This window comes from Betaproteobacteria bacterium, from assembly GCA_016720065.1.
GTDB lineage: Bacteria > Pseudomonadota > Gammaproteobacteria > Burkholderiales > Rhodocyclaceae > SSSZ01.
On sequence record JADJXY010000002.1, the window covers coordinates 1,227,573 to 1,253,427 of the forward strand.

Annotated in this window: 21 protein-coding genes; 4 read left to right on the plus strand and 17 right to left on the minus strand. The window is 67.2% G+C overall.

The window, feature by feature from the left end; genetic code table 11:
- Window positions 1–76 precede the first annotated feature (76 nt).
- Together IPM73_08860 and IPM73_08865 are read left to right on the plus strand one after the other, a co-directional pair.
- Window positions 77–1,729 carry a 2,3-bisphosphoglycerate-independent phosphoglycerate mutase gene (locus tag IPM73_08860; protein MBK8918139.1) on the plus strand — a complete coding sequence of 551 codons (1,653 nt, stop codon included), beginning with the start codon at window positions 77–79 and terminating at the stop codon, window positions 1,727–1,729.
- Window positions 1,730–2,049: 320 nt separating this feature from the next.
- Window positions 2,050–3,657, plus strand: a complete 1,608-nt coding sequence (locus IPM73_08865; GenBank protein ID MBK8918140.1) for a calcium-binding protein — start codon at window positions 2,050–2,052, stop codon at window positions 3,655–3,657.
- A gap of 79 nt (window positions 3,658–3,736) precedes the next feature.
- Here IPM73_08865 and IPM73_08870 read toward each other — a convergent pair whose 3' ends face one another.
- Genes IPM73_08870 through rpsF form a run of 4 tightly spaced genes read right to left on the minus strand, consistent with a single transcriptional unit; the run spans window position 3,737 to window position 5,178 of the window.
- The gene (locus tag IPM73_08870) at window positions 3,737–4,183 is read right to left on the minus strand and encodes a 50S ribosomal protein L9 (GenBank protein ID MBK8918141.1); all 447 of its coding nucleotides are present in this window, start codon (window positions 4,181–4,183) and stop codon (window positions 3,737–3,739) included.
- Window positions 4,184–4,201: 18 nt separating this feature from the next.
- Complete coding sequence (gene rpsR, locus IPM73_08875; GenBank protein ID MBK8918142.1) at window positions 4,202–4,477, minus strand: 30S ribosomal protein S18; 276 nt, start codon at window positions 4,475–4,477, stop codon at window positions 4,202–4,204.
- Window positions 4,449–4,778, minus strand: coding sequence for a primosomal replication protein N (gene priB / locus IPM73_08880; GenBank protein MBK8918143.1), 330 nt, complete (start codon window positions 4,776–4,778; stop codon window positions 4,449–4,451). The genes rpsR and priB overlap by 29 nt, the downstream gene beginning before the upstream one ends.
- A 22-nt stretch (window positions 4,779–4,800) precedes the next feature.
- Window positions 4,801–5,178: a 30S ribosomal protein S6 gene (rpsF, locus tag IPM73_08885; protein ID MBK8918144.1), complete on the minus strand. Its 378-nt coding sequence runs from the start codon at window positions 5,176–5,178 to the stop codon at window positions 4,801–4,803.
- A 259-nt stretch (window positions 5,179–5,437) separates the two neighbouring features.
- On the opposite strand from rpsF, the gene IPM73_08890 reads away from it, so the two are divergent.
- The gene (locus tag IPM73_08890) at window positions 5,438–6,916 is read left to right on the plus strand and encodes a GGDEF domain-containing protein (GenBank protein ID MBK8918145.1); all 1,479 of its coding nucleotides are present in this window, start codon (window positions 5,438–5,440) and stop codon (window positions 6,914–6,916) included.
- Here the strand turns inward: IPM73_08890 and IPM73_08895 are convergent.
- The 11 genes from IPM73_08895 to ppx form a co-directional block, all read right to left on the minus strand.
- Window positions 6,894–8,669 carry an acyl-CoA dehydrogenase gene (locus tag IPM73_08895; protein MBK8918146.1) on the minus strand — a complete coding sequence of 592 codons (1,776 nt, stop codon included), beginning with the start codon at window positions 8,667–8,669 and terminating at the stop codon, window positions 6,894–6,896. The genes IPM73_08890 and IPM73_08895 overlap by 23 nt on opposite strands.
- A 98-nt stretch (window positions 8,670–8,767) precedes the next feature.
- Entirely contained in the window at window positions 8,768–10,489 is a 1,722-nt protein-coding gene (locus IPM73_08900; protein ID MBK8918147.1) for a hypothetical protein, read from the minus strand.
- A 106-nt stretch (window positions 10,490–10,595) separates the two neighbouring features.
- The gene (locus IPM73_08905) at window positions 10,596–11,261 is read right to left on the minus strand and encodes an energy-coupling factor ABC transporter permease (GenBank protein MBK8918148.1); all 666 of its coding nucleotides are present in this window, start codon (window positions 11,259–11,261) and stop codon (window positions 10,596–10,598) included.
- A gap of 6 nt (window positions 11,262–11,267) precedes the next feature.
- The gene (locus IPM73_08910) at window positions 11,268–12,203 is read right to left on the minus strand and encodes an electron transfer flavoprotein subunit alpha/FixB family protein (GenBank protein ID MBK8918149.1); all 936 of its coding nucleotides are present in this window, start codon (window positions 12,201–12,203) and stop codon (window positions 11,268–11,270) included.
- On the minus strand, window positions 12,200–12,964 hold the full coding sequence (locus IPM73_08915; protein ID MBK8918150.1) for an electron transfer flavoprotein subunit beta/FixA family protein: 765 nt from the start codon (window positions 12,962–12,964) through the stop codon (window positions 12,200–12,202). Before IPM73_08915 ends, IPM73_08910 begins: the two co-directional genes overlap by 4 nt.
- A gap of 141 nt (window positions 12,965–13,105) precedes the next feature.
- Window positions 13,106–15,376, minus strand: coding sequence for an FdhF/YdeP family oxidoreductase (locus IPM73_08920; GenBank protein MBK8918151.1), 2,271 nt, complete (start codon window positions 15,374–15,376; stop codon window positions 13,106–13,108).
- A 5-nt stretch (window positions 15,377–15,381) separates the two neighbouring features.
- Window positions 15,382–15,981 carry a membrane integrity-associated transporter subunit PqiC gene (locus IPM73_08925; GenBank protein ID MBK8918152.1) on the minus strand — a complete coding sequence of 200 codons (600 nt, stop codon included), beginning with the start codon at window positions 15,979–15,981 and terminating at the stop codon, window positions 15,382–15,384.
- Complete coding sequence (locus IPM73_08930; GenBank protein MBK8918153.1) at window positions 15,978–16,907, minus strand: MCE family protein; 930 nt, start codon at window positions 16,905–16,907, stop codon at window positions 15,978–15,980. The genes IPM73_08925 and IPM73_08930 overlap by 4 nt, the downstream gene beginning before the upstream one ends.
- Window positions 16,907–17,680 (minus strand): ATP-binding cassette domain-containing protein, encoded by a 774-nt coding sequence (locus tag IPM73_08935; GenBank protein MBK8918154.1) that lies wholly within the window; start codon window positions 17,678–17,680, stop codon window positions 16,907–16,909. Before IPM73_08935 ends, IPM73_08930 begins: the two co-directional genes overlap by 1 nt.
- A complete protein-coding gene (locus tag IPM73_08940; protein MBK8918155.1) occupies window positions 17,677–18,783 on the minus strand; it encodes an ABC transporter permease in 1,107 nt (368 codons plus the stop codon). The genes IPM73_08935 and IPM73_08940 overlap by 4 nt, the downstream gene beginning before the upstream one ends.
- Window positions 18,780–20,282 carry an exopolyphosphatase gene (gene ppx / locus IPM73_08945; protein ID MBK8918156.1) on the minus strand — a complete coding sequence of 501 codons (1,503 nt, stop codon included), beginning with the start codon at window positions 20,280–20,282 and terminating at the stop codon, window positions 18,780–18,782. The genes IPM73_08940 and ppx overlap by 4 nt, the downstream gene beginning before the upstream one ends.
- Window positions 20,283–20,489: 207 nt before the next feature.
- Here ppx and ppk1 point away from each other — a divergent pair, with 207 nt between their 5' ends.
- A complete protein-coding gene (gene ppk1 / locus IPM73_08950; GenBank protein MBK8918157.1) occupies window positions 20,490–22,568 on the plus strand; it encodes a polyphosphate kinase 1 in 2,079 nt (692 codons plus the stop codon).
- A 3-nt stretch (window positions 22,569–22,571) separates the two neighbouring features.
- Here the strand turns inward: ppk1 and IPM73_08955 are convergent, their stop codons facing one another.
- Both IPM73_08955 and IPM73_08960 read right to left on the minus strand, forming a co-directional pair.
- The gene (locus IPM73_08955; protein ID MBK8918158.1) at window positions 22,572–23,363 is read right to left on the minus strand and encodes a porin family protein; all 792 of its coding nucleotides are present in this window, start codon (window positions 23,361–23,363) and stop codon (window positions 22,572–22,574) included.
- Window positions 23,364–23,629: 266 nt separating this feature from the next.
- Window positions 23,630–25,852, minus strand: coding sequence for a bifunctional (p)ppGpp synthetase/guanosine-3',5'-bis(diphosphate) 3'-pyrophosphohydrolase (locus IPM73_08960; protein ID MBK8918159.1), 2,223 nt, complete (start codon window positions 25,850–25,852; stop codon window positions 23,630–23,632).
- Between the last annotated feature and the right edge of the window lie 3 nt (window positions 25,853–25,855).

Sequence of the window (25,855 nt, forward strand, 5' to 3'; positions counted from 1 at the left end):
GGGCTGCGGGGAAGCGTTAAAATGAGCGCCTTTTTGCGCCTTCACGACGCTCCAGCCCCCAGTCAGGAAACCCCCCATGCTGCATAAACTCCCCACCTTTGCCGGCGTGCCCGGTCCCGTCGTCATCATCGTCCTGGACGGCTACGGCATTTCCAGGAACGACGTGGGCAGCGCCATCGCCGCCGCCAAAAAGCCGACCCTCGACGCCCTCTTCGCCAAGCACCCCCACATCCGCCTGAAGGCCCACGGTACGGCGGTGGGCATGCCCTCAGACGACGACATGGGCAATTCCGAAGTCGGCCACAACGCCATCGGCGCCGGCCAGGTCTATGCCCAGGGCGCGGCGCTGGTGTCGGATGCCATCGCCTCCGGGGCCATCTGGCAGGGCGAGGCCTGGCAGCAGATCGTTGCCGGCGCCAAGGCCGGAGCAAACGGAAAAGCGGGCACGATCCACTTCATCGGCCTCTTCTCCGACGGCAACGTCCATAGCCACATCGACCACCTCAAGGCCATGGTCGTCCAGGCCAAGGCGGAGGGCCTCAAGACCGTGCGCATCCACGCCCTGCTCGACGGCCGCGACGTGCCGGAAACCAGCGCCCTGGAGTACGTGGTGCCCTTCGAGGCCTTCCTCGCAGACATTTCCAGCGACGGTTTCGACGCCCGCATCGCCTCCGGCGGCGGTCGCCAGAACATCACCATGGACCGCTACGACGCCAACTGGCCCATGGTGGCCAAGGGCTGGAAGACCCACGTGCTGGGCGAAGGGCCGCAGTTCGCCAATGCCAGCGAGGCGGTCAACGCCCTGCGCGGGCAGAATCCCGGCACCATCGACCAGGATCTGCCGCCCTTCGTCATCGCCGCGGGTGGTCAGCCGGTGGGTACCATCGAAGACGGCGATGCGGTGGTCTTCTACAACTTCCGCGGCGACCGCGCCATCGAAATCACCCGTGCCTTCGAGGAAGCGGCCTTCGCCAAGTTCGACCGGGTCCGCGCTCCCAGGGTGACCTACGCCGGCATGCTCCAGTACGACGGCGATCTCAAGCTGCCCAAGCGCTTCCTGGTCGCCCCGCCGGCCATCAAGAACACCATGGGCGAATGGTTCAGCAAGGGCGGCATCGCCCAGTTCGCCTGCTCCGAGACCCAGAAATTCGGCCACGTCACCTACTTCTGGAACGGTAACCGCTCCGGCAAGTTCGCCGGCGAGACCTACCAGGAAGTGCCCAGCGACGTCGTGCCCTTCGAGCAGCGCCCCTGGATGAAGGCCGCCGAGATCGCCGACGCCATGATCGCCGCCCTGCAGAGCGGCCAGTACAAGACCCTGCGTTGCAATTTCGCCAACGGCGACATGGTGGGCCACACCGGCAATTTCGAAGCCGCCCGCATGGCCATCGAAGCGGTGGACCTGTCCCTCGCCCGCCTGCTCCAGGCGGTGGACGCTGCCGGTGGCGTGGCGCTGATCACCGCCGACCACGGCAACGCCGACGAAATGTTCGAACTGGACAAGAAAACCGGCCAGCCCGCCACCAACAAAGATGGCTCCTTCAAGGCCAAGACCGCCCACACCCTGAACCCCGTGCCCCTGCTGCTGGTGGATAACGTCACGGGCGGCAAACTGGGCCTCAAACAGACCAAGGACGCCGGCCTCTCCAATATCGCGGCCACGGTGGCGAACCTCCTGGGCCTGGAAAAACACGCCGCCTGGGACGAGAGTCTGCTGAACCTCCGCTGATCGGCCCTGCGGGGGAGCCCCAGGGTGATCCGGGGCAAATCCCCCACTTCGGGAGATTTGCCCCAGGCCAAGCCCGACCTTGATCTCCCGCAAGAGCCAAAAGTGCCACGAAATCAGCGTATCCCGGCACTCGCGTCGCCCTGGCACCCTTGGCACCGTTCTTGCGCTGGTGACAGCACCCGGACTTCTCCCGGCATTTTTCATACCCTAGACAGAACGCGAGACAAGGCAGAAACCCAGACCGGTAAAATTGCGGACTCCACCCTCCCGCAATGCCCCGTTCCCGTTTCCTCCCCCCGCCCGCAACTCGGAGCCAAACAATGATCACCCTTACTCAAAACACCCTCGGCGCCGGCTGGGAAGACTTCGTCGATCACATCGACGCCTTTTCGGTCAGCGAAGCCACGGCAACCACGGTCACCCTGACCCTGGTCAGCACCGAGGACGACACGCCCAACCCGAACGGTGGCCGTCTCGTCCTGCAGGGGACCTTCTCCGGCACTCCCCCGGTTGGTGTAGTCACCGGACTGGAGGCGTATCTCGCAGGCGCAACGACGCCCGCCTTCACTTTTTCGGGCCTCGATCTGACCTATGCAGCCTTCGTCGGCTTCCTTGGCCTCGGAGATCTCGACGACTACCTGGTGGGCGACGACTTGGGTGATGACGAAAACGAGCACCCCGGAGGTGACGACCATGGCGCCCACGACGAGTTGGGCGATGATCACCGCGGCGACAACCGTCGGCATGGTAACGGCAACGACGAATTCCACGGCCGGGGCGGCAACGATGACCTGTCCGGTGGCGGCGGCAACGATGATCTTTTCGGTGACGACGGCAATGATCGTCTGCGCGGTGATTCCGGCGAGGATCGGCTGTTTGGAGGTCGCGGGCGCGACCGCCTGTCCGGTGGAGCGGACGACGACCTGCTTTCCGGCGGCGACGACAGTGACACCCTTTCCGGCGAAGACGGAGACGATATCCTGTCCGGTGGAAGCGGTGACGACGCCCTCAGTGGGGGCAAGGGCGACGATCTTCTCAACGGCGGGTCTGGCAAGGATTCTGTCTCTGGCGGCAACGGAACTGACATGCTGCTCGGTGGAGACGGCGACGATTCCCTGAGCGGAGACCGTGATGACGACGTGCTGTTCGGTGACTCCGGCAAGGATGCTCTAAGCGGCGGTTCTGGAAACGACACGCTGAATGGCGGGACCGGTGACGACACGCTCAAGGGCGGCGCCGGGGATGATGCCCTGAATGGGGGCGACGACAATGACACCCTCCATGGCGACAGCGGCAACGATACCCTGGCGGGCGGCGCCGGTAATGATCGCCTCAAGGGCGACGGGGGCAATGACAGTCTCGAGGGCGGCGAAGGCAACGACGACCTTGCCGGCGGCGGCGGAGACGATACCCTGGCGGGCGGCGCCGGCGACGACAACCTCAAGGGAGACGGGGGCAACGACACCCTCACGGGCGATGCGGGCAATGACACCCTGCGTGGCGGCGGTGGGAGTGACAGCATGAGCGGTGGTACAGACAACGACACGCTTCTCGGCGAAGGCGGCAACGACGTGTTGCTTGGCGGGGCGGGCGACGACGTCCTCAAGGGTGGAGGCGGCGATGACGTGCTCCGGGGCGGCGCCGGCAATGATCAGCTTTGGGGAGAAGGTGGCAACGACGACTTCATCCTCGATAGCCTGGACGGTGTCGATCAGATCTTTCGATTTGCCACGGGCAAGGACGATCTGGTTCTGGATGCCTCGGTTTTCACCGGCGGAGCCGGCACGCTGAACTACACCGTCGATGCGCCGAGCGGGATCGGCCACCTGTACTACGACGGCGACGGAGCAGGCGGTGCGGATGCTGTCGAAATTGCCGCTTTCATGGGTGGGCGTTTCAACCTCGACAACGACGTTTCCTTCGTTTGACGCCCAACCGGCTGCGGCCGGGCACACTTGAAAAAAAGGCCTCGCAATTTGCGAGGCCTTTTTGCTGAGGCAGAGAGCCTTACTCGGCGACCACGGCAACCGTGATGCTGGCCAGCACGTCGGTGTGCAGGGCCACTTCCACCGGAAACTCGCCGATGGCCTTGAAGGGGCCTTCGGGCAGGCGGATGGCCGCTTTGTCCACATCGAAACCGGCAGCCTTCAGGCCTTCGGCGATATCGATATTGCCGACGGAACCGAACAGGCGGCCGTCCATGCCGGCCTTGCGGGCCACGCTGACGGTGACGCCGGCAAGCTTCTCGGCGACGCCCTGGGCGGCGGCCAACTTCTCGGCAGCCACTTTCTCGAGTTCAACGCGGCGCGCTTCGAACTCAGCCTTGGCAGCCGGGGTGGCACGCTTGGCCATGCGGCGGGGAATGAGGAAATTGCGGGCGTAGCCGTCCTTGACCTTGACGATGTCCCCCAGGTTACCCAGGTTGACCACCTTTTCGAGCAGAATGATTTGCATGTCTCGTCTCCGCGGAAATTACAGGTGGTTGTCGGTGTAGGGCAGCAGGGCCAGGAAGCGGGCGCGCTTGATGGCGGTGCCCAACTGGCGCTGATAGCCGGCCTTGGTGCCGGTCAGGCGAGCCGGCATGATCTTGGCGTTTTCCTGGATGTATTCCTTCAGCACATCCACATCCTTGTAGTCGATCTCGACCACTTTCTCCGCCGTGAAGCGGCAGAACTTGCGGCGCTTGAAGAGACCGCCGCCGCGCTTCTTTTTCTTGTCGTCATCCTTCTTCTTGAAGAATCGTGCCATTTTCGTTTCCTTCCAAAATTTCGATCGTATTCACATGGAGCACGGGAGTCTTGCCGTTGCGGCTCCGGGCTGCCAGAAATCCGGTCACGCGGACCGTCCCGCCGAGGGGTACCGCCTGGAGCCAGCGGGCAGGATCGCCCAGGGCCACGACGGCAATTTCACAGGCCACCTGCCGCAGCGCGCCGGCTTCTTCCTGCTGCGAGGCGTGTTCCACGACACCTTCGCTGACGGGAATTCCGGCGGGGGTATAACGCAGCGCCTTGCGCTCGCGCAACCGGCCGGAGAGTTCGACGCGATTCAGCCTGCCTTCCCGTACCTGAACCTCAGGCCGCCGCCGCTTCGGCGGGAGCCGCTTCGCCGCCGCCCAGCAGGGACTTGGACTTCTCTTCCTTCATCATGGGAGAGGGCGCCGTGACAGCAGCCTTCATCTTGACGGTGAGGTGGCGCAGCACGGCGTCGTTGAACTTGAACGAGTGCTCCAGTTCGCCCAGGGTCTCGCCGTCGCACTCGATGTTCATGAGCACAAAGTGGGCCTTGTGGATCTTCTGGATGGGGTAGGCCAACTGCCGGCGGCCCCAGTCTTCCAGACGGTGAATCGATCCTCCGCGGGTGGTGACGATGGCGCGGTAGCGCTCGACCATGCCGGGCACTTGCTCGCTCTGGTCCGGATGGACGATAAAGACGATTTCGTAATGGCGCATGCAAACTCCTTTTGGCTGAAGCCCCCCGCCATGCGTTTGCGGTGGAGCAAGGTTGAAAAGCCGGCGATTATAGCTTGGATTCAATACCCTGCTCAAGGCGATCGCCGCTTGGCCGCACGCCGACCATGCCCGTCCGGGAAAGCCCCGGGGAAGTCGAGGACCGTCGAGCTTGACCTGGCCATGTGGCGTCCGGACAATCTGCGGGCCTCCGGGGAATGGCCTCCTGTCATTCCCGCCACTCCCCTGCCCCCCGATCCCCTTGAGCGCCCTTTTCGGCCCCCTTTCCTTCCGCCCACGCCTCGTCCTGGCCTTTACTCTCGCGGCCATGCTGCTCACGGCCGGGGTGGTCGGCTACGAAGCCCATGATCGCCTGCAACGTGCGCTGCGCCACGGGGAAGAGCGGGTACGCCTCAATAACCGGATTTTCGGCGCCTTCATGCAAAGCGCCTTCGACAAGTACTTTCTCGTCGCTCTGCACCTGGCCGACGAGCTGAAATCGGGCAGCCCGGCGAGTGACGAAGAATTGCGCCGCCTGGCGGGTCTGGACTGCGCCATCATGGACATCCTGCTGCTCGACGGCGCCGGAGTGATCCGCCACTGGTCGGGCCGGGGCAAGCCCCCCTCCGTCACTGATCGCGAGTACTACGCCGCCGTGACGAGCCCCGGTGCGCCGACCCGGCACATCAGCCATCCCGCCAAGTCCCGCGTCCATGACGGCCGCTGGTTCATCGGCCTCAGTCAGGCCGTGCGGGACGAAGGGGGCAAGTTGCTGGGTGTGGCGGTGGTACTCATCGACCTGGGCGCCCTGGCCGAGGACATCCGAGGCATTCTGCGCAGCGAGACCCAGGCGGCCGCCCTGATTCTCCTCGATGGCACCACCCTGGTCCGCGTACCGGGCGAAGGCAATTTCGGCGAGATCATCCCCATCATCGCCCAGCAAAAGGGCAATATTCCCGCAGAAGCCAACGCCCGGGCCCCTTCCCCCCTCGACGGAACGCCGCGCTTCATCCACTTGCGGCGTCTGGAGCGCTATCCGGTCATCGCGTCCTCGTCCATGGCGGAAACCGAGATTCTTGCCGACTGGGAGGCGTCGCTCTTCGGGTCGGTGGCCATGGGCCTTGTCGTGGCGACGCTCCTGGGCCTTGGGGGCTTGGTCATCTGGCGCCTCGCCTCGTCCAGCCAGAAGCAGATGGGACGCCTGCGGGAACTGAGCCGGGAATTGCGCACCCTGGCCACCACCGACCCCCTGACCCGCATCGCCAACCGCCGCCATTTCGACGAACTGGCCAAGGTCGAAATCGAGCGCGCCCGACGCCACGGCGGCGCCCTATCCCTGGCCGTCATCGACATCGATCACTTCAAGCGCATCAACGACGCCCATGGCCATCCGGTCGGCGACGTCGCCCTGACCGGCCTGGTCGGCCTGATCGCCGCCTCCCTGCGCGATACCGATCTGCTCGCCCGCCTGGGGGGCGAGGAATTCGCCCTCATCCTGCCGCACACCGCCCTTGCCGGGGCCGAGGAATTCTCCGAGCGCATCCGGCATCTGGTGGAGACCACTCCTCTCGCCGTCCCCGGGGCCGACGCGCTGCGCATCACGGTCTCCATCGGCGTGGCACAGTGGCACCCGGAAGAAGCGGATTTCGACGCCGTGATGCGCCGCGCCGACCAGGCGCTCTACGAAGCCAAATCCGCCGGTCGCAACCGGGTCGAAGTCAGAAACACTGGTCCGGCATAGCCAGCGTCCCGGCCGCCCCCTCGCAGATGACGGCTGCCATGCCCGGCGCCTGAGTCAGGAAGTGGTCGGCGTAGAAGCGGGCCGTGGCTAGCTTGGCGCTCCAGAAAGCCGCCGTGTCGCCCGCCGCCTGTCGCTCCCGGGCGATGGCCGCGGCCCGCACCATCTGCCAGCCGCCTGCCGTGGAACCCAGCAACAGCAGGAAAGGGACCGACCCGGCCAGGGTGGCGGCCACATTGCGGTTTCCCTCGGCCAGGAGCCAGACCCCCGCCCGTTCGAGGGCCTCTACGGCCGCAATCAGCCTTTGGCCGACCGGATCGTTCCCCGCGGCAAGGGCGTCCCGCCGCATGCTCGCGACCAGGGCCGCCAGGGCCGCGCCACCATCGCGCAGCACCTTGCGCCCGACCAGATCGTTGGCCTGGATGGCAGTCGTCCCCTCGTAGATGGCTGTGATGCGGGCATCGCGCAGATGCTGCGCTGCGCCGGTTTCCTCGATGTAGCCGGCCCCGCCGTGCACCTGGATCCCCTGGGAGGCAATGTCGACGGCGCTCTCGGTGCACCAACCCTTGACCACCGGCACCAGGAGTTCGGCAAAGGCGCGGGCCTCGGCGCGGATCGCGTCATCGGGGTGACGATCGGCTTCGTCCAGGGCTGCGGCCACCCCGTAAGCCAAGGCGCGCATGGCCTCGATGCGCGAGCGCATCGCCAGGAGCAGGCGGCGTACATCCGGGTGGCGCAGAATGGGCACCCGCCCCCCCTGCCGCTGCCCGGCCTCCACGCCCTGCACGCGCTCCCGGGCGTAGGCCGCCGCCCGCTGATAGGCACGCTCGGCGTCACCCAAGCCTTCCAGACCCACGTTGAAGCGGGCGGCGTTCATCATGATGAACATCAATTCCAGACCCCGGTTCGCTTCCCCCACCAGGGAACCTAGGGCTCCACCCGCCTCGCCGAAGGCGAGCACCGCCGTCGGGCTGCCGTGGATGCCCAGCTTGTGTTCGAGGGAAAGACAGCGCACGTCGTTGCGTGCCCCCGGTCGGCCATCCGGTCCCGGCAGGAATTTAGGTACCAGGAAGAGCGAAATCCCCTTGACCCCCTCCGGCGCCCCGGCGATGCGGGCCAGAACCAGATGGACGATGTTCTCGGCCAGGTCGTGCTCACCGTAGGTGATGAATATCTTCTGCCCGAACACGCGATAGCTGCCGTCCCCGACCTGCTCGGCCCGGGTGCGGATGGCGGCGAGGTCCGACCCTGCGGCGGGCTCGGTGAGGTTCATGGTCCCCGTCCACTCCCCCGCCACCAGGCGGGGCAGGTACAGGGCACGCTGGGCCTCGGTGCCTGCCAGCAGCAGGGCCTCGATGGCCCCCTGGGTCAGCATGGGGCAGAGGGAAAAGGCGTGATTGGCGCCTTTCCACATCTCTCCCACGGCAGCGGCCAGGAGGCGCGGCAGACCCTGTCCGCCGAACTCCTGCGGTGCCGCCAGTCCGTTCCAGCCCGCCTCGACAAAGCTGCGATAGGCCTCCCGGAACCCCGGCGCCGTGGTCACCTCGCCCTGCCGCAATTGGGCGCCGTGCAGGTCGCCGACGCGATTCAGCGGGGAAAGCACTTCGCCGGCAAAGCGGGCCGCCTCGTCGAGCACCGCGTCCACCACGTCCGAATCGGCTTCTTCGTAGCCCGGCAAGGCGGCGATGCGATCCAGGCCGGCCAGTTCGCGCAGAACGAAGCGCATGTCTTCCAGAGGGGCACGGTACTCGCTCATGGCGTCTCCTTGGCGATTCGGTCAACAGCCCACGCCCGCGCCGCGGGGAGGACCGGGGGAAATGGGCAGGGAGTCCGCCCTGTCGGTCGAAGGGATCGTCATCCCTGCCCGTTGGCCTCTTCCTTCTCCAGACGCTCCCGGGTCTCGCGGAGTTCCACCAGGAAAAGGATTTCCTCCACCACCGGCAGGGCAAAGCCACTGCGTTGCCCGCCCCGGTTGTCCCGCAGCAACCACTGCAGATATTCGCCGCACTGGGGCGTTTTCCAGGCTGCGACGAGGGCTTCGACCACGTGGGGAAGCTCTTCGAGGGAGAGCGGGCGGCGCGGCGCATCCGGCAGGGCGGCGTCCAGATCGAAGTCGATGGAGAGGGGCCGTGCGTCCCCCTCCCAGTTCAGCACCGCCACGTTGAAATTCTGATTGAGGCTGGTCGCCACCCGCTCGAACTCCTCCCGCATATTGGCCAGGCGATAAACCTCGAGCAGCTTGATCCAGGGTTGCAGGGCCTCCTTGGGGCTCTGGTCGATGTACTCCTGCAGGGCCTGGGCCGCGCCCTTGACGCGCCCGAAGGAGAGCATGATCTCGGCCAGTTCCATGACCGGATTGACTTCGAAGTGCTCATGCACCGAGGCGGCAGAAATCGAAAAAGCGGAATCCAGACTGCGCGGGCGGGGCGGCTCCGCTGCTGCCGTGGGGGCCTGGCTCGCTTCGACCTCCTCGAGGGGGAGGTCGACGGCAAAGGGCATCCCCATGGCGGAAGGTTCCACCGCGAGATCGACCCCGCCTGGCTCGTCCCGCTCGTCCTCGCGGGGCGGATCCATAAGGGGCTCCGGGATGGTGAGCGGATCAGCCGCGACCACGGCCATGCGCCGGCTCCGCTGCCGCCAGACCAACCAGCCCGCCAGGCCTGCCGCGGCCCCGAGCAGCAGGCCCCAGAACATGCCCTCACCTGAAGCGGCAGACACGGGCGCGGCCGCCGCAGGCCTTGCCTGCGGCGCCGCCGGAGTCTGCGGCAGCGGCGCGGGAAGCGCAGCCGCGCTGGGCGCGGACAGTCCCGTGGGAGCGAGAGGCGGAGGAACGGCCTGAACGGCCTGACCCACCTCGATACGCTCGGCAAGTTGGCCCGCCTTCTGCTGCAACTCTCCGAGGCTGCTCTCCAGCTTGCGCAACTTCTCCGCCGCGGCCAATTGGCTCAGGGCCTGCTCGTGCAGGGCCGCCAGGGCACGGAACTCCAGGCGCAGCAATTCCCGCTCGGCGTCCCGGCGCGGATCCTCCGCCACCGGCCCGCTCAGGGAGGTGGACAGGCGCAGGGAAGGCTCGCCTTCGCCATCGCCGCCGGACAGGATGAGTCGGTCCTTGAGGGGCGTACTGCGCGGCGGGCGGACGGGCCTGGCCGGGGCGAGCCGCTCGGGAGCCGCCTCCTGGCTCGCCCGCGGGCGGGGGGGCCGGGGACGGGGCTCCCGCACCGGTTCGGGAGCGGGGTCCGCAGCGATACGCAGCGAAGGCGCGACGACAGGCTCCTCGGCCGGCTCCCCCGGCGTCGGCAGCAGGGTGTACTCCCGCCGCAGATCGTGGCCGCAACCCACCAGGATGCCGATGCGCAGGACCGGCTCCCGCAGCGGGCGATGGGAACGGATTTCGAGCAGCGACGGATTGCCCCGGCGCAGGGTCAACTCCGCCTGCCGCAGCCAGGGCAGGGAATCGTCGTCTCCCGGACGCAGGCGGAAACAGGCGGATTCGGGCACTTCGGCGGGAGAACCGCGCAATTCGACGCTTGCCACCAGATTTTCGCCCAGGACGGAGCGGGTACGCAGATCCCCCAAACCCAGGGCCCAAGCCCCGGAAGCCCCTAGCGTGAGGGCCAGAGCGCTCGCGCGGAGGACGAAAGCTGGCAAGGAGTCCCGGTTAGGCAAGGTGGTGGGCTTGGAATTATTTGCCGGCAAGATACCGTGAATCGTCGAAAGTCGCCACCCAACCAGGAAAATAGACCACCAGCAGGGTCATGGCCATGCCCGACAGCCAGGCCTCGGAGAAACCCAGGAGCATGAAATAGGGCAGATACTCGTCCAGAAGATAAGCGGCGGGATAAGCCCCGGCGAGGGTCAACAAAAGACAGGCGCCGACCCCGACACCCAGGACCATGAGCGCCGACCCGAAGAAGCCATTGACGAAGATGTAAATGAAAAAATGGCGGGGAAGGAAACGGTCCACCAGACGGAACAGACGGTAGGCGAGGAAGACGCTCCAGCCGGCCATCACCAGGGCATTCAGCCCGTAGCTCGCCCACCCTGCGCCTTCGTTCAGGGTCACCCCGGCCAGCACCAGGCACAGCGCGATGAAGGCCAGCCAGGGCCCGAAACTGAGGGTGAGGACCGTCGCCCCCAGCAGATGGAGGGAAAGCCCCGGCTTGATGCCTGCCTTGATGCTCCAGATGAGCACCAGGGCGACGATCAGGCCCAGCCAGAGGTTGAGGCGGGCAGAATCCCCCAGCACCCGCCAGGGCGCCCGCAGGACCGCCCGGCCCAGCAGGGGCAGCCAGACGAGCCACCCTCCCCAGTACCAGGCGTCGGCGAGCAGGGTGTCGGGGAGATTCATGGCATTTCAGGAGATCGCCTCAAGGAACTGGGGCACCGCCTCGAACAGATCCGCCACCAGGCCATAGTCGGCCACCTGGAAAATGGGCGCCTCGGGATCCTTGTTGATGGCGACGATCACGCGGGAATCCTTCATCCCGGCCAGGTGCTGGATGGCGCCTGAAATGCCGATGGCGATGTAGAGCCGCGGCGCGACGATGCGGCCGGTCTGTCCCACCTGGTAGTCGTTGGGGACGAAGCCGGCATCCACCGCAGCGCGGGAAGCCCCCAGGGCCGCATTGAGGCGATCCGCCAGGGGTTCCAGAAGGCGATGGTAGTTTTCACCGCTGCCCAGGCCGCGCCCGCCGGAAACGACGATGGCCGCCGCGCCCAGGTCCGGCCGCGTCGAAGCCGCACTTTCGCGGCCCACGAGGCGTGCCCCCCCCACCGTCTGCGGCGGGGTGATCGCCTCGACGGGGGCCGATGCGGGGCCCTCATCCCCGGGCTCGAAGGCCGTGGGGCGCACCGTCAGCACCTTGACGCCGTCGGCGCTGCGCACCGTGGCCAGGGCGTTGCCGGCGTAGATGGGACGCACGAAGGTATCGGGCGTTTCGATGGCCACCACGTCGGAAATCTGCGCCACGTCGAGCAGGGCGGCGACGCGGGGCATGAGATTCTTGCCGAAGGTCGACGCCGGGGCCAGCAGATGGCCATAGCCCGATGCGTGGGCCAGGATCAGGGCGGCGAGGGTCTCGGCGCCGGCGCTGGCCAGGGAGGGTGCATCGGCCAGCAGAACCCGCCCCACTCCCGCCAGGGCCGCAGCCTGGACCGCGACGCCGGAACAGTCGCAGCCAGCGACCAGCACATGGACTTCGCCCCCCAGCCGACACGCCGCCGACACGGTGTTGCGGGTGGCCGGTGCCAGGGACTTGTGATCGTGTTCGGCGATGACCAGGACGTTCATGGCAGCACCTTCGCTTCATGACGCAGCTTGTGGACGAGTTCCGCCACGTTGGCCACCTTCACCCCGGCCTGGCGCGGTGCCGGTTCTGCCACCCGCAGCAGTGCGAGGCGCGGCGCGATATCGACGCCGAGATCGGCGACAGGGAGGATGTCCAGCGGCTTTTTCTTGGCCTTCATGATATTGGGCAGGGTCGCGTAGCGGGGTTCGTTGAGGCGCAGATCCGTGGTCACCACGGCCGGCAGGTCGACTTCCAGGGTTTCGAGACCGCCATCCACCTCCCGGGTCACCCGGGCAGTGCTCCCCTCCACCACCAGCCGGGAGGCGAAGGTCGCCTGGGGCCAGCCGGCCAGGGCAGCGAGCATCTGCCCGGTCTGGTTGGCGTCGTCGTCGATGGCCTGCTTGCCGCAGATGACCAGGCCGGGATTCTCCCGGTCGCAGACGGCCTTGAGGAGCTTGGCCACCGCCAGGGGTTGCAAACCGGCGGCACCGGCCTCGCCGCAATCGACCAGGATGGCCCGGTCGGCTCCCAGGGCCATGGCGGAACGCAGGGTCTCCTGGGCCGCGGAACTGCCGCAACTCACCGCCACCACCTCGCTGGCCACCCCGGCCTCCCGCAGACGGATCGCTTCCTCGACGGCAATTTCGTCAAAGGGATTCATGCTCATTTTGACGTTGGCCAGATCGACGTCGCTGCCATCGGCCTTCACCCGGACCCGGACGTTGTAATCCACCACCCGCTTCACCGCCACCAGGACTTTCAAGGCCCTCTCCCTCGCGTCGAAAACTGCATTTTGCCCCAAGCGGGCGGCTCACCGCCCTCCGCTCCACTACCCTTGCCGCCCGCCCTGTGCCGCTTGAAGGACATTCCCCGCAAAAACAAGGGCTTCTTCACCAAACCTCTGCTACCCCGCCGCGGCAGGCCGCACCAGCACCGGAATCTCCTTGTAGGCGGGCGTGGCGGTGATGCGGGAGGCCAGGGAAAGCGCCATGAGCGGGGTCGCTTCCGGAAAGTAGGCGGCGACACAGCCTTCGGGAATGTCGTAGGCCACGGCGCGAAAGCCGTGCAACTGCCGCGGCACACCGTCCTCGGCGAGGCCTTCGATGGCGATGGCCGCACCGTCCGCGATACCGCGCCCGGCCAGATCCCGCGCGTTCATAAACAGAACACGCCGCCCGCCAAAGATGCCGCGGTAGCGATCGTCCTGGCCATAGACCGTGGTGTTGAACTGATCGTGGGAGCGCACCGTCATCAGGGCGAGAACCTGGGGGCCGACCCGACGCCGGGCGCGATGGACGGGGCCTTCGGCCATGGCATGGACGCGGAATTCGGCCCGGCCGCTGGCCGTATTCCACTGCCGTCGGGCAGCCGCGTTGGGCAGCCAGAAACCCCCCGGCTGCCCGACCCGCGCGTCGTAGTCGGCAAAGCCATCGAAGACGCCCGCCAGGCAAGCCTCGATACGGCCACGGATGGCACCGTAGTCGGCGGCCATCTTCCCCCAGGGCGCGGCGCCTGGCAGGAGCGCCTCGCCCAGGGCGCAGACCAGGGCCGGCTCGCCGCGCATGGCCGGAGAAAGCGGTTCCTGGATGCCGCGGCTGGCGTGGGTCATGCTCATGCTGTCTTCCACCGTCACCACTTCGTCCCGGTCCCGGTCGGTACGCCCCAGGGCCGGCAGGATGAGTCCCAGGCGTCCCGGGTGGAGGTGGGTGCGATTGAGTTTGGTCGCCACATGGACGGTCAGCTCGCAGTTTTCCAGGGCTGCGCGCACCCGCGGTCCGTCGGGGATCGCCACTCCGAAATTGCCCCCCAGGGCCAGGAAGCCACGCAGCGTGCCGTCCAGCAGCCCCTGGGCCACGCCCACCGCGTCCAGCCCCGGCGCCCGCTGCACCGGCACACCGAACACCGCCTCCAACTGGTCGAGGAATCGCGCCGGCACCTTGCCGGTGGCGCCCATGGTCCGGTTGCCCTGCACGTTGGAGTGCCCGCGCACCGGCACCGCACCGGCCCCCGGCCGCCCGACGTTGCCCTTCAGGAGAAGCAGGTTGACGATGGTCTGGACCGTGGCCACTGCGTGCTCGTGGTGGGTGATGCCCATGCACCAGGTGCACAGGGTGGCCCGCGACGCGGCGTAGAGATCGGTGATTTCTTCGATTTCGGCGCGGGTGAGGCCGCTCTCCACCAGGATGGCGTCCCAGGACTCCGCTGCCAGATCGTCGCGCAGGGCCTCGAAGCCCTGCGTGTGGGCGGCGATGAACTCCTGGTCCAGGAGGGCCTCGCCCCGCGCCAGGAGGGACTTCATCACCCCCTTCAGGGCGGCGAGGTCGCCGCCGATCTTCACCCGATACACCTTGCGCGCCACCCGCGCGCCCCGCCCCAGAAGGCCCCCCAGTTCCTTGGGGTCGGCAAAGTCACGGAACCCCAGCTCGTCCAGGGGATTCAAGGCGATCACCGTCGCCCCCCGGGCGGCGGCCCGGTGCAGAGCGGCCATCATGCGGGGATGGTTGCTGGCCGGGTTCTGGCCGATGACCACGATGAGCTCGGCCGCCTCGAAGTCGTCCAGGGTGCAGGTGCCCTTGCCCACCCCCAGCATGTCCTTCATGGCATAACCCGAAGGCTCGTGGCACAGATTGGAACTGTCCGGCAGATGCGCGCTGCCGTAGGCCCGGGCCAGGAACTGCCACAGGAACGCCGCTTCGTTGGACGAGCGCCCCGAAGTGTAGAAGGCCACCGCCCCGGGGTTCAGGGCGGCCAGACCCGTGGCGGCCAGGCGACACGCTTCGTCCCAGGGGATGGGTCGGTAGGTGTCGCTGGCGGCGTCGTAGCGCAGGGGCTGGGTGAGCCGGCCGACGTTTTCCAGTTCCCGGTCCGGCCAGACCCGCAGTTCGGCCAGGGGATGGTGGGCGAAAAACCCGGCATCGGCCACCCGGCGCGTCATCTCCCAGGCGATGGCCTTCTGGCCCTGCTCACAGCTATCGACGCCCCGCCCATCGTTGCGGTCCGGAAAGGCGCAGCCGGGACAGTCAAAGCCGCCGGCCCGATTGGCGGCCCGGAAGCTCTCCACCACCTTGAGGGGAATCCCCTGGCGGGCGAAGGCCGTCAGGGCGCTTGCCACCGCGTGCCGCCCGCCGGCGGGATGCCCGAATTCCCGGTGGACCGGATCGTCCTTGTCGTCCATGGCGCCTACTCCTCGCAGGCTTTGAGCCTTCCCGCGGCGGCAAGGTTCGCGCGCCAGACCGCGGCCCGGGAGGTGAGTTCATCGACCGCCCCGGTCAGGGCAGCCACCCCTCCCGCTGCGTCGGGGGAAGGCGAGGCCTTGGCGACGGCAAAGGCCTCTTCGGCCAGGAGCGCCCTCCCCCGGTCGAGTATCTGGAGTCTGGCCCGCAATTCCCCCCGCGCTTCCCGGGGACCGGAAAACACCTGGGCGAATTCGTCCAGTTCGACGCGCAGCAGACAGCGCACCCGGGCCTGCCCCAGGGCCGCCAGACCGAGACCCTCGCCCAGGCGCTGGCGCACCAGGCCGGCCGGGGGCGCCGCCCAGCGGGCGCGGCTGTAGTCATTGCGGCGGGCGGGCTCGGCGTAGGCCAGGCGATAGGCAATGCCTTCGCCGTCCAGCCACGCGGGCGCCCGCACGTCGAGGGCCAGGACGGGCCGGCCGGCAGACGCCGGAGCCGGGGCCGGCCCGAGATCGTAGACCGCGGGAGGCGCATCGGCACCCCGCCTGCCGTTGGTGATGCAGGCCGCCGTCAGTACGCAGGCCAGGAGCCCCAGGACGATTCTCATGGCTGTCTCCCGGCCGGCGGCGTGAAGCCCGGCTCGCCGGGGCCCGGCGGCTGCGGCGGAGCGCCGAAAACGAGAGCCTGGGGAGAATCCTCGATCAGGCGAAGCACTCGCGAGAGCTGGCGGCTGGTGGCCGATACATCGGCAGAAAGTTCGTGCAGGCGGGGGACCACCCCAGCCGCGCCGTTACCGGCCGGATCGCCGATGGCGCTGTCGAGTTTCTCGCTCGTGACCGCCAGGTGTTTCACCAACTCCCGCGTTTCGGCCAAAAGGGGCGCCGCCTGGTCGGCGGTGGCGGAAAGCTTCTTCAGGTTCTCGTCGCTGAGCAGCGCGCGCACCTGGACCAGGGTGCCGTTGAGGTTGTCCAGGGTGGGCTTCATCTGGCCGGAAAGGCCCTCGGCATTGGCCAGCAGGGAGGCGATGCGGGCGCGGTTGCCTTCGTTCAGAAGCGCGCTGGCGCTCTCCAGGAAGTGCCGCGCCTGGCGCAGGGTCTCGGCCCCCGAATCGCCCAGTTCGTCCAGCAGCGAGGGTTTCATGGCAATGCGCGGCGGCGGATCCTCGTCATCCAGGGGCGTGGTGTCCTTGCCCGTTTCTTCCAGCAGCACGTGAGCCAGGCCGGTGATGCCCTGGTAGCCCAGTTTGGCGATGGTTCCCCGGGTGACCGGCACCTCGCGGGAGATGCTGATGGAGATAAGGATGTTGCGCACATCCTCCGGGTCCAGATTGATGGCCTTGACCTTGCCCACCTGGATGCCGCGGTAGCGCACCTGCCCCTGGGGATTGAGGCCGGTGACGTTCTGCCGCGTGACCACCACGTAGTCGCGGGTCAGCTCCTTCTTGCCGCCGAACCAGAACAGGGCGCCGATGCCGGCGAGGCCGAAGAAAATGACGAAGATACCGGCCAGGAAAGCGTGGGATTTGTTTTCCATCAGGATGTCGCCTTCTGCATGGCCGCGAGCCCGCGCTCGCAGCAGAAAAAGTTGCGGATGAAAGGATGATCCACCGCCATCACCTCGGGCAAGGGGCCACAGGCGACGATGCGCTGGTCGGCCAGCACGGCGACCCGGCTCGACAGGCCGGCCAGGGTATCGAGGTCGTGGGTCACCATGACCACGGTGAAACCCAGTTCCCGCTGCAATTCGCGGATGAGGCGGACGAAATTCTCACTGCGGTCGGGGTCCAGGCCGGCGGTGGGCTCATCGAGCAGGAGGAGTTCCGGTTCCAGGGCCAGGGCCCGGGCCAGGGCCACCCGTTTGACCATGCCGCCGGACAACTCGGCGGGCATGAGGCGCCCATGGCGTGGCTCCAGTTCGACCATGCCCAACTTGAGGTGCACCAACTGGCGAATCCAGTCCTCGTCCAGGCAGTGCAGTTCGCGCAGGGGGAAGGCGACGTTGTCGTATACCGAAAGGGCGGAGAAGAGCGCGCCATGCTGGAAGAGCATGCCCAGGCGGCGGCGCACCGCCCGCTGCCCCACCGGGTCGCTGCTGGCCAGATCGAAGCCGAAGAGGCTGACGCGGCCCTGGGCTGGCCTGAGGAGCCCGAGCATCTCCCGCAGCAGCGTGGTCTTGCCGCTGCCCGACCCCCCCACCAACCCGACCACCTGACCGGCCTCGATGACCAGATCCAGATCGCGGTGGATCACCGCCTCCTTGTAGCGGGTCCAGATGCCGGCGAGTTCGATGGCGGGGATCGCGCTCATAGCTGCGGCAGCCCCAGGTTGCGGGTAAAGATGGCGAAGATGGCGTCGATGATGATGACGGCGGTGATGGCCGAAACGACGGCCGTCGTGGTGTGGCCGGACAGGCTTTCCGTATTGGGCCGCACCTTGAGCCCGAAGTGGCAAGCCACCAGGGCGATGGAAAAGCCGAACACCGCCCCTTTGACCAGACCGATGACGAGGTTGGCGACCGGGACCGCCCGGGGCAGGGTCTCGATGAAATAAGCGGGGGACAGATCGAGTTGCAGCAGGGCCGCCACCATGCCCCCCGCCAGGGCCACGGCCGAGGTCCACAGGACGAGGAGCGGCATGGCCACGGTGAGGGCCGCCACCTTGGGCAGGATGATGCGCACGGTGCGCGAGATGCCCATGGTGGCCAGGGCGTCGATTTCCTCCGTGACGCGCATGACCCCGATCTGGGCCGTCATGGCGGAACCGGAACGGCCGGCCACCAACACCGCCACCAGCACCGGCCCCAGCTCGCGAATGATGGAAATACCCAGGATATTGACGATGAAGAGATCGGCGCCGAAGGTCTTCAGTTGCAGGGCCGAGAGGTAGCTGATGGTGATGCCGATGAGGAATCCCACCAGGGCCGATACCGGCAGCGCCAGGGCGCCGGCCTTGTAGAGATTGGCGGAAAACTCCTTCCAGGGCAGTTCGTCGCGGTGCCGGGCGAGATGCAGGGCATCGAGAATGAGTTGGCCGAAGAGCGCGACCAGTCCGTAGGTCTGGCGCACGCCGCGCAGGGCAAAGTGGCCCGTCGCCGCCACCGGCGAAATTGCCGGGGGTGGGGGGGGTGGCCCTTCGTCGGCCACCGCGGCCACCCGATCCAGAATGCGCCGCTGCGCGTCGCTCAGGATCACTTGGGCGGGATAGGCGCCCCCCCAGGTCTGCCAGAGCAGGGTCGCCGCGGCGGAGTCCAGCCGTGCAACGGCCTCGAAATCCCAGACGCAGCCCGCCGCGACCGCCCCCCGCAGTTCCTCGCGCAGGGTATCGAGATGGGGAATCAGGACGGCCAGGGTCCAGGTTCCGGCCAGGATGACCCGGTTTTCCTCGCGCCGCAGGCTAGGGGGCGTCGTCATCCGCCTTTCTTCCCCTTGCCGCGCTCCAGGACGAATTCGCGCCCGATCTGGCGCCAGATGGCGCTTTCCTCATCCAGGGCCGCCGCCGTCCAGGGATTGCCGGCCAGCCAGTCGGCCGGCAGCTCCAGCACGTAACCGCGCCCGTTGCCCCGCACCCGCCACTCCGGCAGGGCACGATCGTCGCGGGTGCGATGGAGGAGCACGGCAAGGCGCAGACAAAAGACGGAATCCCAGCTTTCCGGACGGCCGGGCAAGGCCACCAGCTTCTCCAGCTTGCCCCGGTGCCCCAGGACGAGGGCCGCCAGACGCGCCTGGTCCTTCCTGGAAAATCCCGGCATGTCCGCGTGGTTGAGCACGTAGGCGCCGTGCTTGTGATAGGCGTTGTGGGCCACCGAAATGCCGATCTCGTGCAGGGCGGCGGCCCAGCCCAGGGAGGCGACCTCGCCGTCTTCGACCCCCTCGGGGCGAATCTGCGCCCAGGCGGCCAGGGCCGTCTCCTGCACCCGCTCGGCCTGATCGGCCTCCACCTGATAGCGGCGCATGAACTGACGCACCGTGGCATCGCGCATGTCGTGATGATGGAAGCGGCCCAGGAGGTCATAGAGCACCCCCAGGCGCAGGGCCCCGTCCGAGTAGGTCATGTGCTCGATGCCCAGTTCCTCGAACACCGCCCCCATGATGGCCACGCCGCCCGGCAGGACGGGCAGGCGATCGGAGCGCACCCCGGGCAGGTCGAGGGCCTCGGCCGAACCGGCCTTCACCAGCAGAGCGGCGAAACGCTCCAGCCCCACCCGGGAAATGCCCGGTTCGCCGTCGGGATTGAGCCCATTCAGTTCCAGCACGTCGGCGATGGCCCGGGCGGTTCCCGAAGAACCCACCGCCTCCTTCCAGCCCAGGCGCTGGTAGTCGTGGGCGATGAGTTCGATTTCCTTGGCCGCCGCCACCTGGGCCTCCCGCAGGCGCTTCTTGTCCATGCGCCCGTCAGGAAAGTAGCGCAGGGTGTAACTCACGCAGCCCATGTACAGCGATTCCATCAACTGGGGCTCGTGGCGCTTGCCGACGATGAACTCGGTGGAGCCGCCGCCGATATCGACCACCAGGCGCTTGTGGCTCGCGCTGGGCAGGGCATGGGAAGCCCCCAGGTAGATCAGGCGCGCCTCCTCCCGGCCGGCGATGATTTCGATGGGAAACCCCAGGGCCTCTTCAGCCAGGGGAAGGAACTCGGCCGCATTCTTGGCCACCCGCAGGGCATTGGTGGCCACCGCCCGCACCGCACCTTCGTCCAGCCCCCCAAGGCGCTCGCCGAAGCGGCGCAGAGCGTCCAGCCCCCGGGCCTGGGAAGCGGCGTCGAGACGCTTGTCGGCATTGAGTCCGGAAGCGAGCCGCACCGGCTCCTTGAGGGAATCCAGGGGATATATCTGGTCATCCACCACCCGCCCGACCTGCAGGCGAAAACTATTGGAGCCGAGATCGACCGCGGCGACGGTTTCGTAGGACATGGGCAGAGACCAAGGGGAAGTCGCCGAATTCTAGCCGGTAAACCCCCCCTGCCGCCCGCCCTTGCGCCCGCCCGTCATGCGTCTGCAACATTTCGGCAATACAATCCTGTGATTGGACCGTGAAAAGTAAACGGTGACCTGTGGCGAAGCGTCCGCGCGGAGCCAACACCCCTCACCCCTCACCCCTCTCGCCCCTCCCTTCCCACCATGCACCGCGCCGCCGTTCCTCCTTTCCCGACCGCCGACTACCTCAACCGCGAACTGGGCATTCTGGCCTTTAATCGCCGCGTGCTTGCCCAGGCGCGGGATGAGCGGGTGCCGCTCCTGGAGCGCTTGCGCTTCCTGTGCATCGTCTCCAGCAATCTGGACGAATTCTTTGAAATCCGGGTGGCGGGCCTGAAGGAGCAGATACGCGGCCTTTCGCCGGTGGTGACCACCGACGGCGCCACGGCCCAGGAGGCCTTCCGCCGGGTCAGCCGCGAGGCCCGCGCCATCGTCGCCGAGCAATACGACGAACTGAACGAGATCGTCCTGCCCCGCCTGGCCGAGCAGGGCATCCGCTTCCTGCGCCGGGCGTCCTGGAGCGAGACGCAGCGGCAATGGATCCGGGAGTACTTCCGGCGGGAGATGATGCCGGTCCTGACCCCCATCGGCCTGGACCCCTCCCACCCCTTCCCGCGGGTGCTCAACAAGAGCCTCAATTTCGCCGTGGAACTCGACGGCAAGGACGCCTTCGGCCGCAGCTCCGGCGCCGCCATCGTGCAGGCACCCCGGGTGTTGCCCCGGGTCATCCGCCTGCCGGAAGACCTGGCGGGCTGCGAGTACGGCTTCGTCTTCCTCTCCTCGATCCTGCACGAATTCGTCGGCGAACTGTTCTCGGGCATGAACGTCCTGGGCTGCTACCAGTTCCGCGTCACCCGCAATTCCGACCTGTTCGTCGATGAGGAAGAAGTCACCAACCTGCGCACCAAGCTCCAGGGTGAGCTGCCCCAGCGCCACTTCGGCGACGCGGTGCGTCTTGAGGTCGCCGACAACTGTTCGCCGACCATGACCCGCTTCCTGCTGCGCGAATTCGGCCTGGACGACATCGATCTTTACCGCCCCCATGGCCCGGTCAATCTGGTGCGCCTCATGCAGGTGCCCGACTGGGTCGACCGGCCGGACCTCAAATTCCCGCCCTACCTGCCCGGCCTGCCGCGGCAACTGGAAAAGGGCCTCAGCATCTTCACCGCCATCGCGCGGGGCGACATCCTCCTGCATCACCCCTACCAGTCCTTCGCGCCGGTCATCGATCTCCTGCAACAGGCGGCGGCAGACCCCGACGTGGTGGCCATCAAGATGACCGTGTACCGCACCGGCACCGATTCGGTCCTCATGCAGTCCCTCATCCGCGCCGCCCAGAATGGCAAGGAAGTCACCGTGGTGGTCGAACTCATGGCCCGCTTCGACGAGGAGGCCAATATCGGCTGGGCCACCCGCCTGGAAGAGGTCGGCGCCCACGTGGTCTATGGCGTGGTGGGCTACAAGGTGCATGCCAAGGCCCTCCTCATCGTGCGCCGCGAAGCCGGAACCCTGCGCCGCTACGCCCACCTGGGCACCGGCAACTACCACCCGCGCACCGCCCGCCTCTACTCCGATTTCGGGCTCCTCACCGCCGACGAGGAGATCACCCACGACGTGAGCGAAGTCTTCAAGCAGCTCACCGGCCTGGGTCAGGCCCGTACCCTCAAGCACCTCTGGCAAGCCCCCTTCACCCTCCAGCCCAATGTCGTCGCCGCCATCGGCGCCGAGGCGGAACGGGCCCGGGCCGGCGGCAAGGGCCGTATCGTGGCCAAGATGAATTCCCTCCTGGAGCCGGAAACCATCCACGCCCTCTACGAAGCCTCCCGGGCCGGGGTCGAGATCGACCTCCTGGTGCGCGGCGTCTGCGCCTTGCGGCCAGGGGTCAAGGGGCTATCGGAAAACATCCGCGTGCGCTCGGTGGTCGGCCGTTTCCTGGAGCACCACCGGGTGTTCTACTTCCACGACGAAGGCCGCGAACAGGTCTACCTGTCCAGCGCCGACTGGATGGAGCGCAACTTCTTCCGCCGTATCGAACTCGCCTTCCCCATCCGCGACCCCAAGCTCAAAAAGCGTGTCATCAACGAGGGCTTGAAGTTCTACCTGGCGGACAACCAGAACGCCTGGGACATGAACGGCAGCGGTCACTACACCCGGCGCACCGCCGCCCGGGCCAAGCCGCGCAGCGCCCAGGCGGAACTGATGCTTACCCTGGGCAAGGGCTGAAGTTCAGAAATCCCGCCGCAGGGCCAGGGTGACTTCGTCGGCGCGCAGGCGGCCCGTGGCGGAACCGGTGCCGACGCCGGGAGCATTGAAATTCCCGATCAGATCCTGGCCGGCGGACTTCTTGAACTTGCCCAGGTCCATGTAGCGATAGCCCACTTCCAGGACCAGGTTTTCACGCAGGAAGATATTGACCCCGGCGGAGAACTGCCAAGCAAAGGCGTTGCGCTTGCCGCCGGGAAGCGTGCCGGAGCTGCTCGGGTCGGACCAGCGCAGGGGGTCCATTTCGTTGCGGCTGCGTCCCACGCCTGCACCGGCAAAGGGCTGCACCATGCCGAAAACGCGGGGAAAGTCGTAATAGAGGCCGGCGAGCAGCGCGTCGGACGTGACCGGGGGATCGAAGTAGGTGCCTTCGGGGTCATGCCCGCGCAGATCGTAACCCCGCCGCCGGCTGTAGGAGACATCGGCCCGGAAGCCATTGCCGAAGCGGTAGCCGACCCCCACGCCCACCGCGGTCGCGCTGCCCAGGCGATCCAGGGAAGCGCCACAGACCCCGGGGTAATTGACGGCGATGAAGCAGTCCGGGCTCACCGCCCGGTCGTCTCGGAAATCGGCGCTACGGGCCATGGAGTGGGCCACTTCGACCCGGGCGTACAGCCCGGGAGTACTTCCCCCCGGCAACGGCGAAGACGCCGGCTCCTCGACCCGGGTCGCCGTGGGCGGCGGCAGGGGTGTGCGCACTTCCTGGGGGCTGCGCTCCGGCGCCTGGGCCGTGGCCTCCGGCGCCGCCTGGGTCATGGCGCTGCTGCGCGAAGGCGGCGAAGAACAAGCCGCCAGAAATGCCACCGGAACAAACACCATCAAAGCGCGCGTCAAAATGTGCGGATTCATGTCTTCCCCCTGACCGGACGGGCCCGCGCAACGGGCCCACAACCCCCACTCCGGCCGCCCCAACGAAGGGCAATACCCGGAGTCCCCGCGGGGATATTAGGCCCGCCTGCAGCCAGGCGCAAGGGGAGGAAACCGGCGACGGGGTTCCGCCATTCCGGTGTCGGAGCCGACCCTCAAACCCGCCGAGCGGCGACTACGCCTTCGACTTCGTGGATCAGCGCCAGGGTGCGCTGGATCTGTTGCAGATTGCCGATTTCCACCGTGAAGCCCATGTGGGCCTTGCCCTGTTTGGACTGGGTATTCACCCCGATGACGTTGATCTTCTCGCGGGTGAAGACTTCCGAAATATCGCGCAGCAGCCCCTGGCGGTCGTGGGCGTCCACGATCAGGTCGGCGGCGAAGACGCCGGTGGTTTCGCCGCCCCAGTCGGTCTCGATGACCCGCTCCGGGTGCAGGGCGGCGAGATTGGCGAAATTGCCGCAGTCGGCACGGTGGATGGACACCCCCTTGCCGCGGGTGACGAAGCCCTGGATGGGGTCCGGCGGGGCTGGTTTGCAGCAGCGGGCGAGTTGGGTGAGAAGCTTGTCCACGCCGACGATGAGGATGCCCTGGTTGCCATCGACCGGCTTGCGGGGCCGGGTCTGGACGGCGTCTGGGGGGAGTTTCTCGGCTTCGAAGTCGCCCCCCCGGGCCACGGACTGAAACTGGCGCAGGTTCATTTCGCCCCGGGCGGCGGCAATGTAGAGGTCGTCGGCCTGGGTGTGGCCGAGCTTGTGGGCCAGTTCGTCGATATTGGCGCCGGTGAGCCCCAGGCGCTGCAATTCCTTGCCGACGATGCCGCGCCCCTCGGCCAGGGTTTCTTCCAGGGCCAGGTTGGAGAACCACTGCCGCACCTTGACCCGGGCGCTCTTGGTCTGGATGTAGCCCTGGGCGGGGTTGAGCCAGTCCCGCGAGGGACCGCCGTGTTTGGCGGTGACAATCTCGACCCGCTGGCCCGTTTCCAGGGGCGTATTGAGGGGCACCAGTTGGCCGTTCACCTTGGCGCCGCGGCAGCGGTGGCCCAGGTCGGTATGGACGCGGTAGGCAAAATCCACCGGGGTCGCCCCGGCCGGCAGGTCGACAACCTTGCCCTGGGGGGTGATGACGTAGAGCGTCTCGTCCAGGGCGGCCTGCTTGTAGTGGTTCACCCAGTCCGAGCTGTCGGCGACTTCGTCCTTCCATGTGAGGAGCTGACGCAGCCAGGCGATCTTTTCGTCGTAGGCCTCCTCGCTGCCGTGGCGCGACCCTTCCTTGTAGCGCCAGTGGGCGGCAACGCCCAGTTCGGCGTGCTTGTGCATGTCCCAGGTGCGGATCTGCACCTCCAGGCTGCGCCCGTCGGGGCAGCGCACGGCAGTGTGCAGCGAACGATAGTAGTTGCCCTTGGGGTTGGAAATGTAGTCGTCGAATTCCTTGGGGATGGGCGTCCAGATGTTGTGCACGATGCCCAGCACCGTATAGCAGTCCTTGATGTCGTCGACGATGACGCGCAGGGCCCGCACGTCGTACACCTCGGAAAAATCGACGCCCTTTTTGCGCATCTTGTTCCAGATGCTGAAGATGTGCTTGGGGCGCCCGTAGATTTCGGCCTTTTCGATGCCCACCGCCCGGAGTTCCTCGCGCAGGCGGGTGATGGCGTCGGCGATGAACTGCTCCCGCTCGGTGCGTTTTTCATCCAGCAGCCGGGCGACCTGCTTGTAGGTGTCCGGGTGCATGAAACGGAAGGAGAGATCTTCTAGTTCCCACTTCAGTTCCCACACGCCCAGGCGGTTGGCCAGCGGCGAATAGAGCTCGAGGGTCTCCCGCGCCACCTGGACGCGCAGCTCGTCGGGGTGGGAGGCGTAGTAGCGCAGGGTCTGGGTGCGGCTGGCCAGGCGCAGAAGCACCACCCGGATATCCTCGACCATGGCCAGGAGCATCTTGCGCAGCACCTCGATCTGGGCCTTCATCTCCTGGGGATTGACCTCGCCCGCTTCGATATTGGCAGCGACGAAGCCCCGGGCGATGGGGCGCAGGCGATTCAGGCGGGATATCCCATTGACCAGATGGGCCACCGACTTGCCGAAACGCTCGCCGATCTTCTCGACGCCATGCTCCTGGTGGGCGGGAATGGCGAAGAGCAGGGCCGCCACCCGGGAATCGCCGTCGAGTCTCAAGCCGGTGATGATGAGGGCCATGCCCAGGGCGTGGGACCAGATGCGCTCCCCGCTGCCCAGGGAAGTCTCGCCGTAGACCTCCCAGGCGTATTCGACGGCCTCCTTGAGGCGCCGGGCTTCTTCTTCCCCCAGGCCTTCGGAAAGGGTGTGGAGGAACTGCTGGAAATCGCTCTGGCTGGCGACGGAATGGAGCACGGAGACCATGGC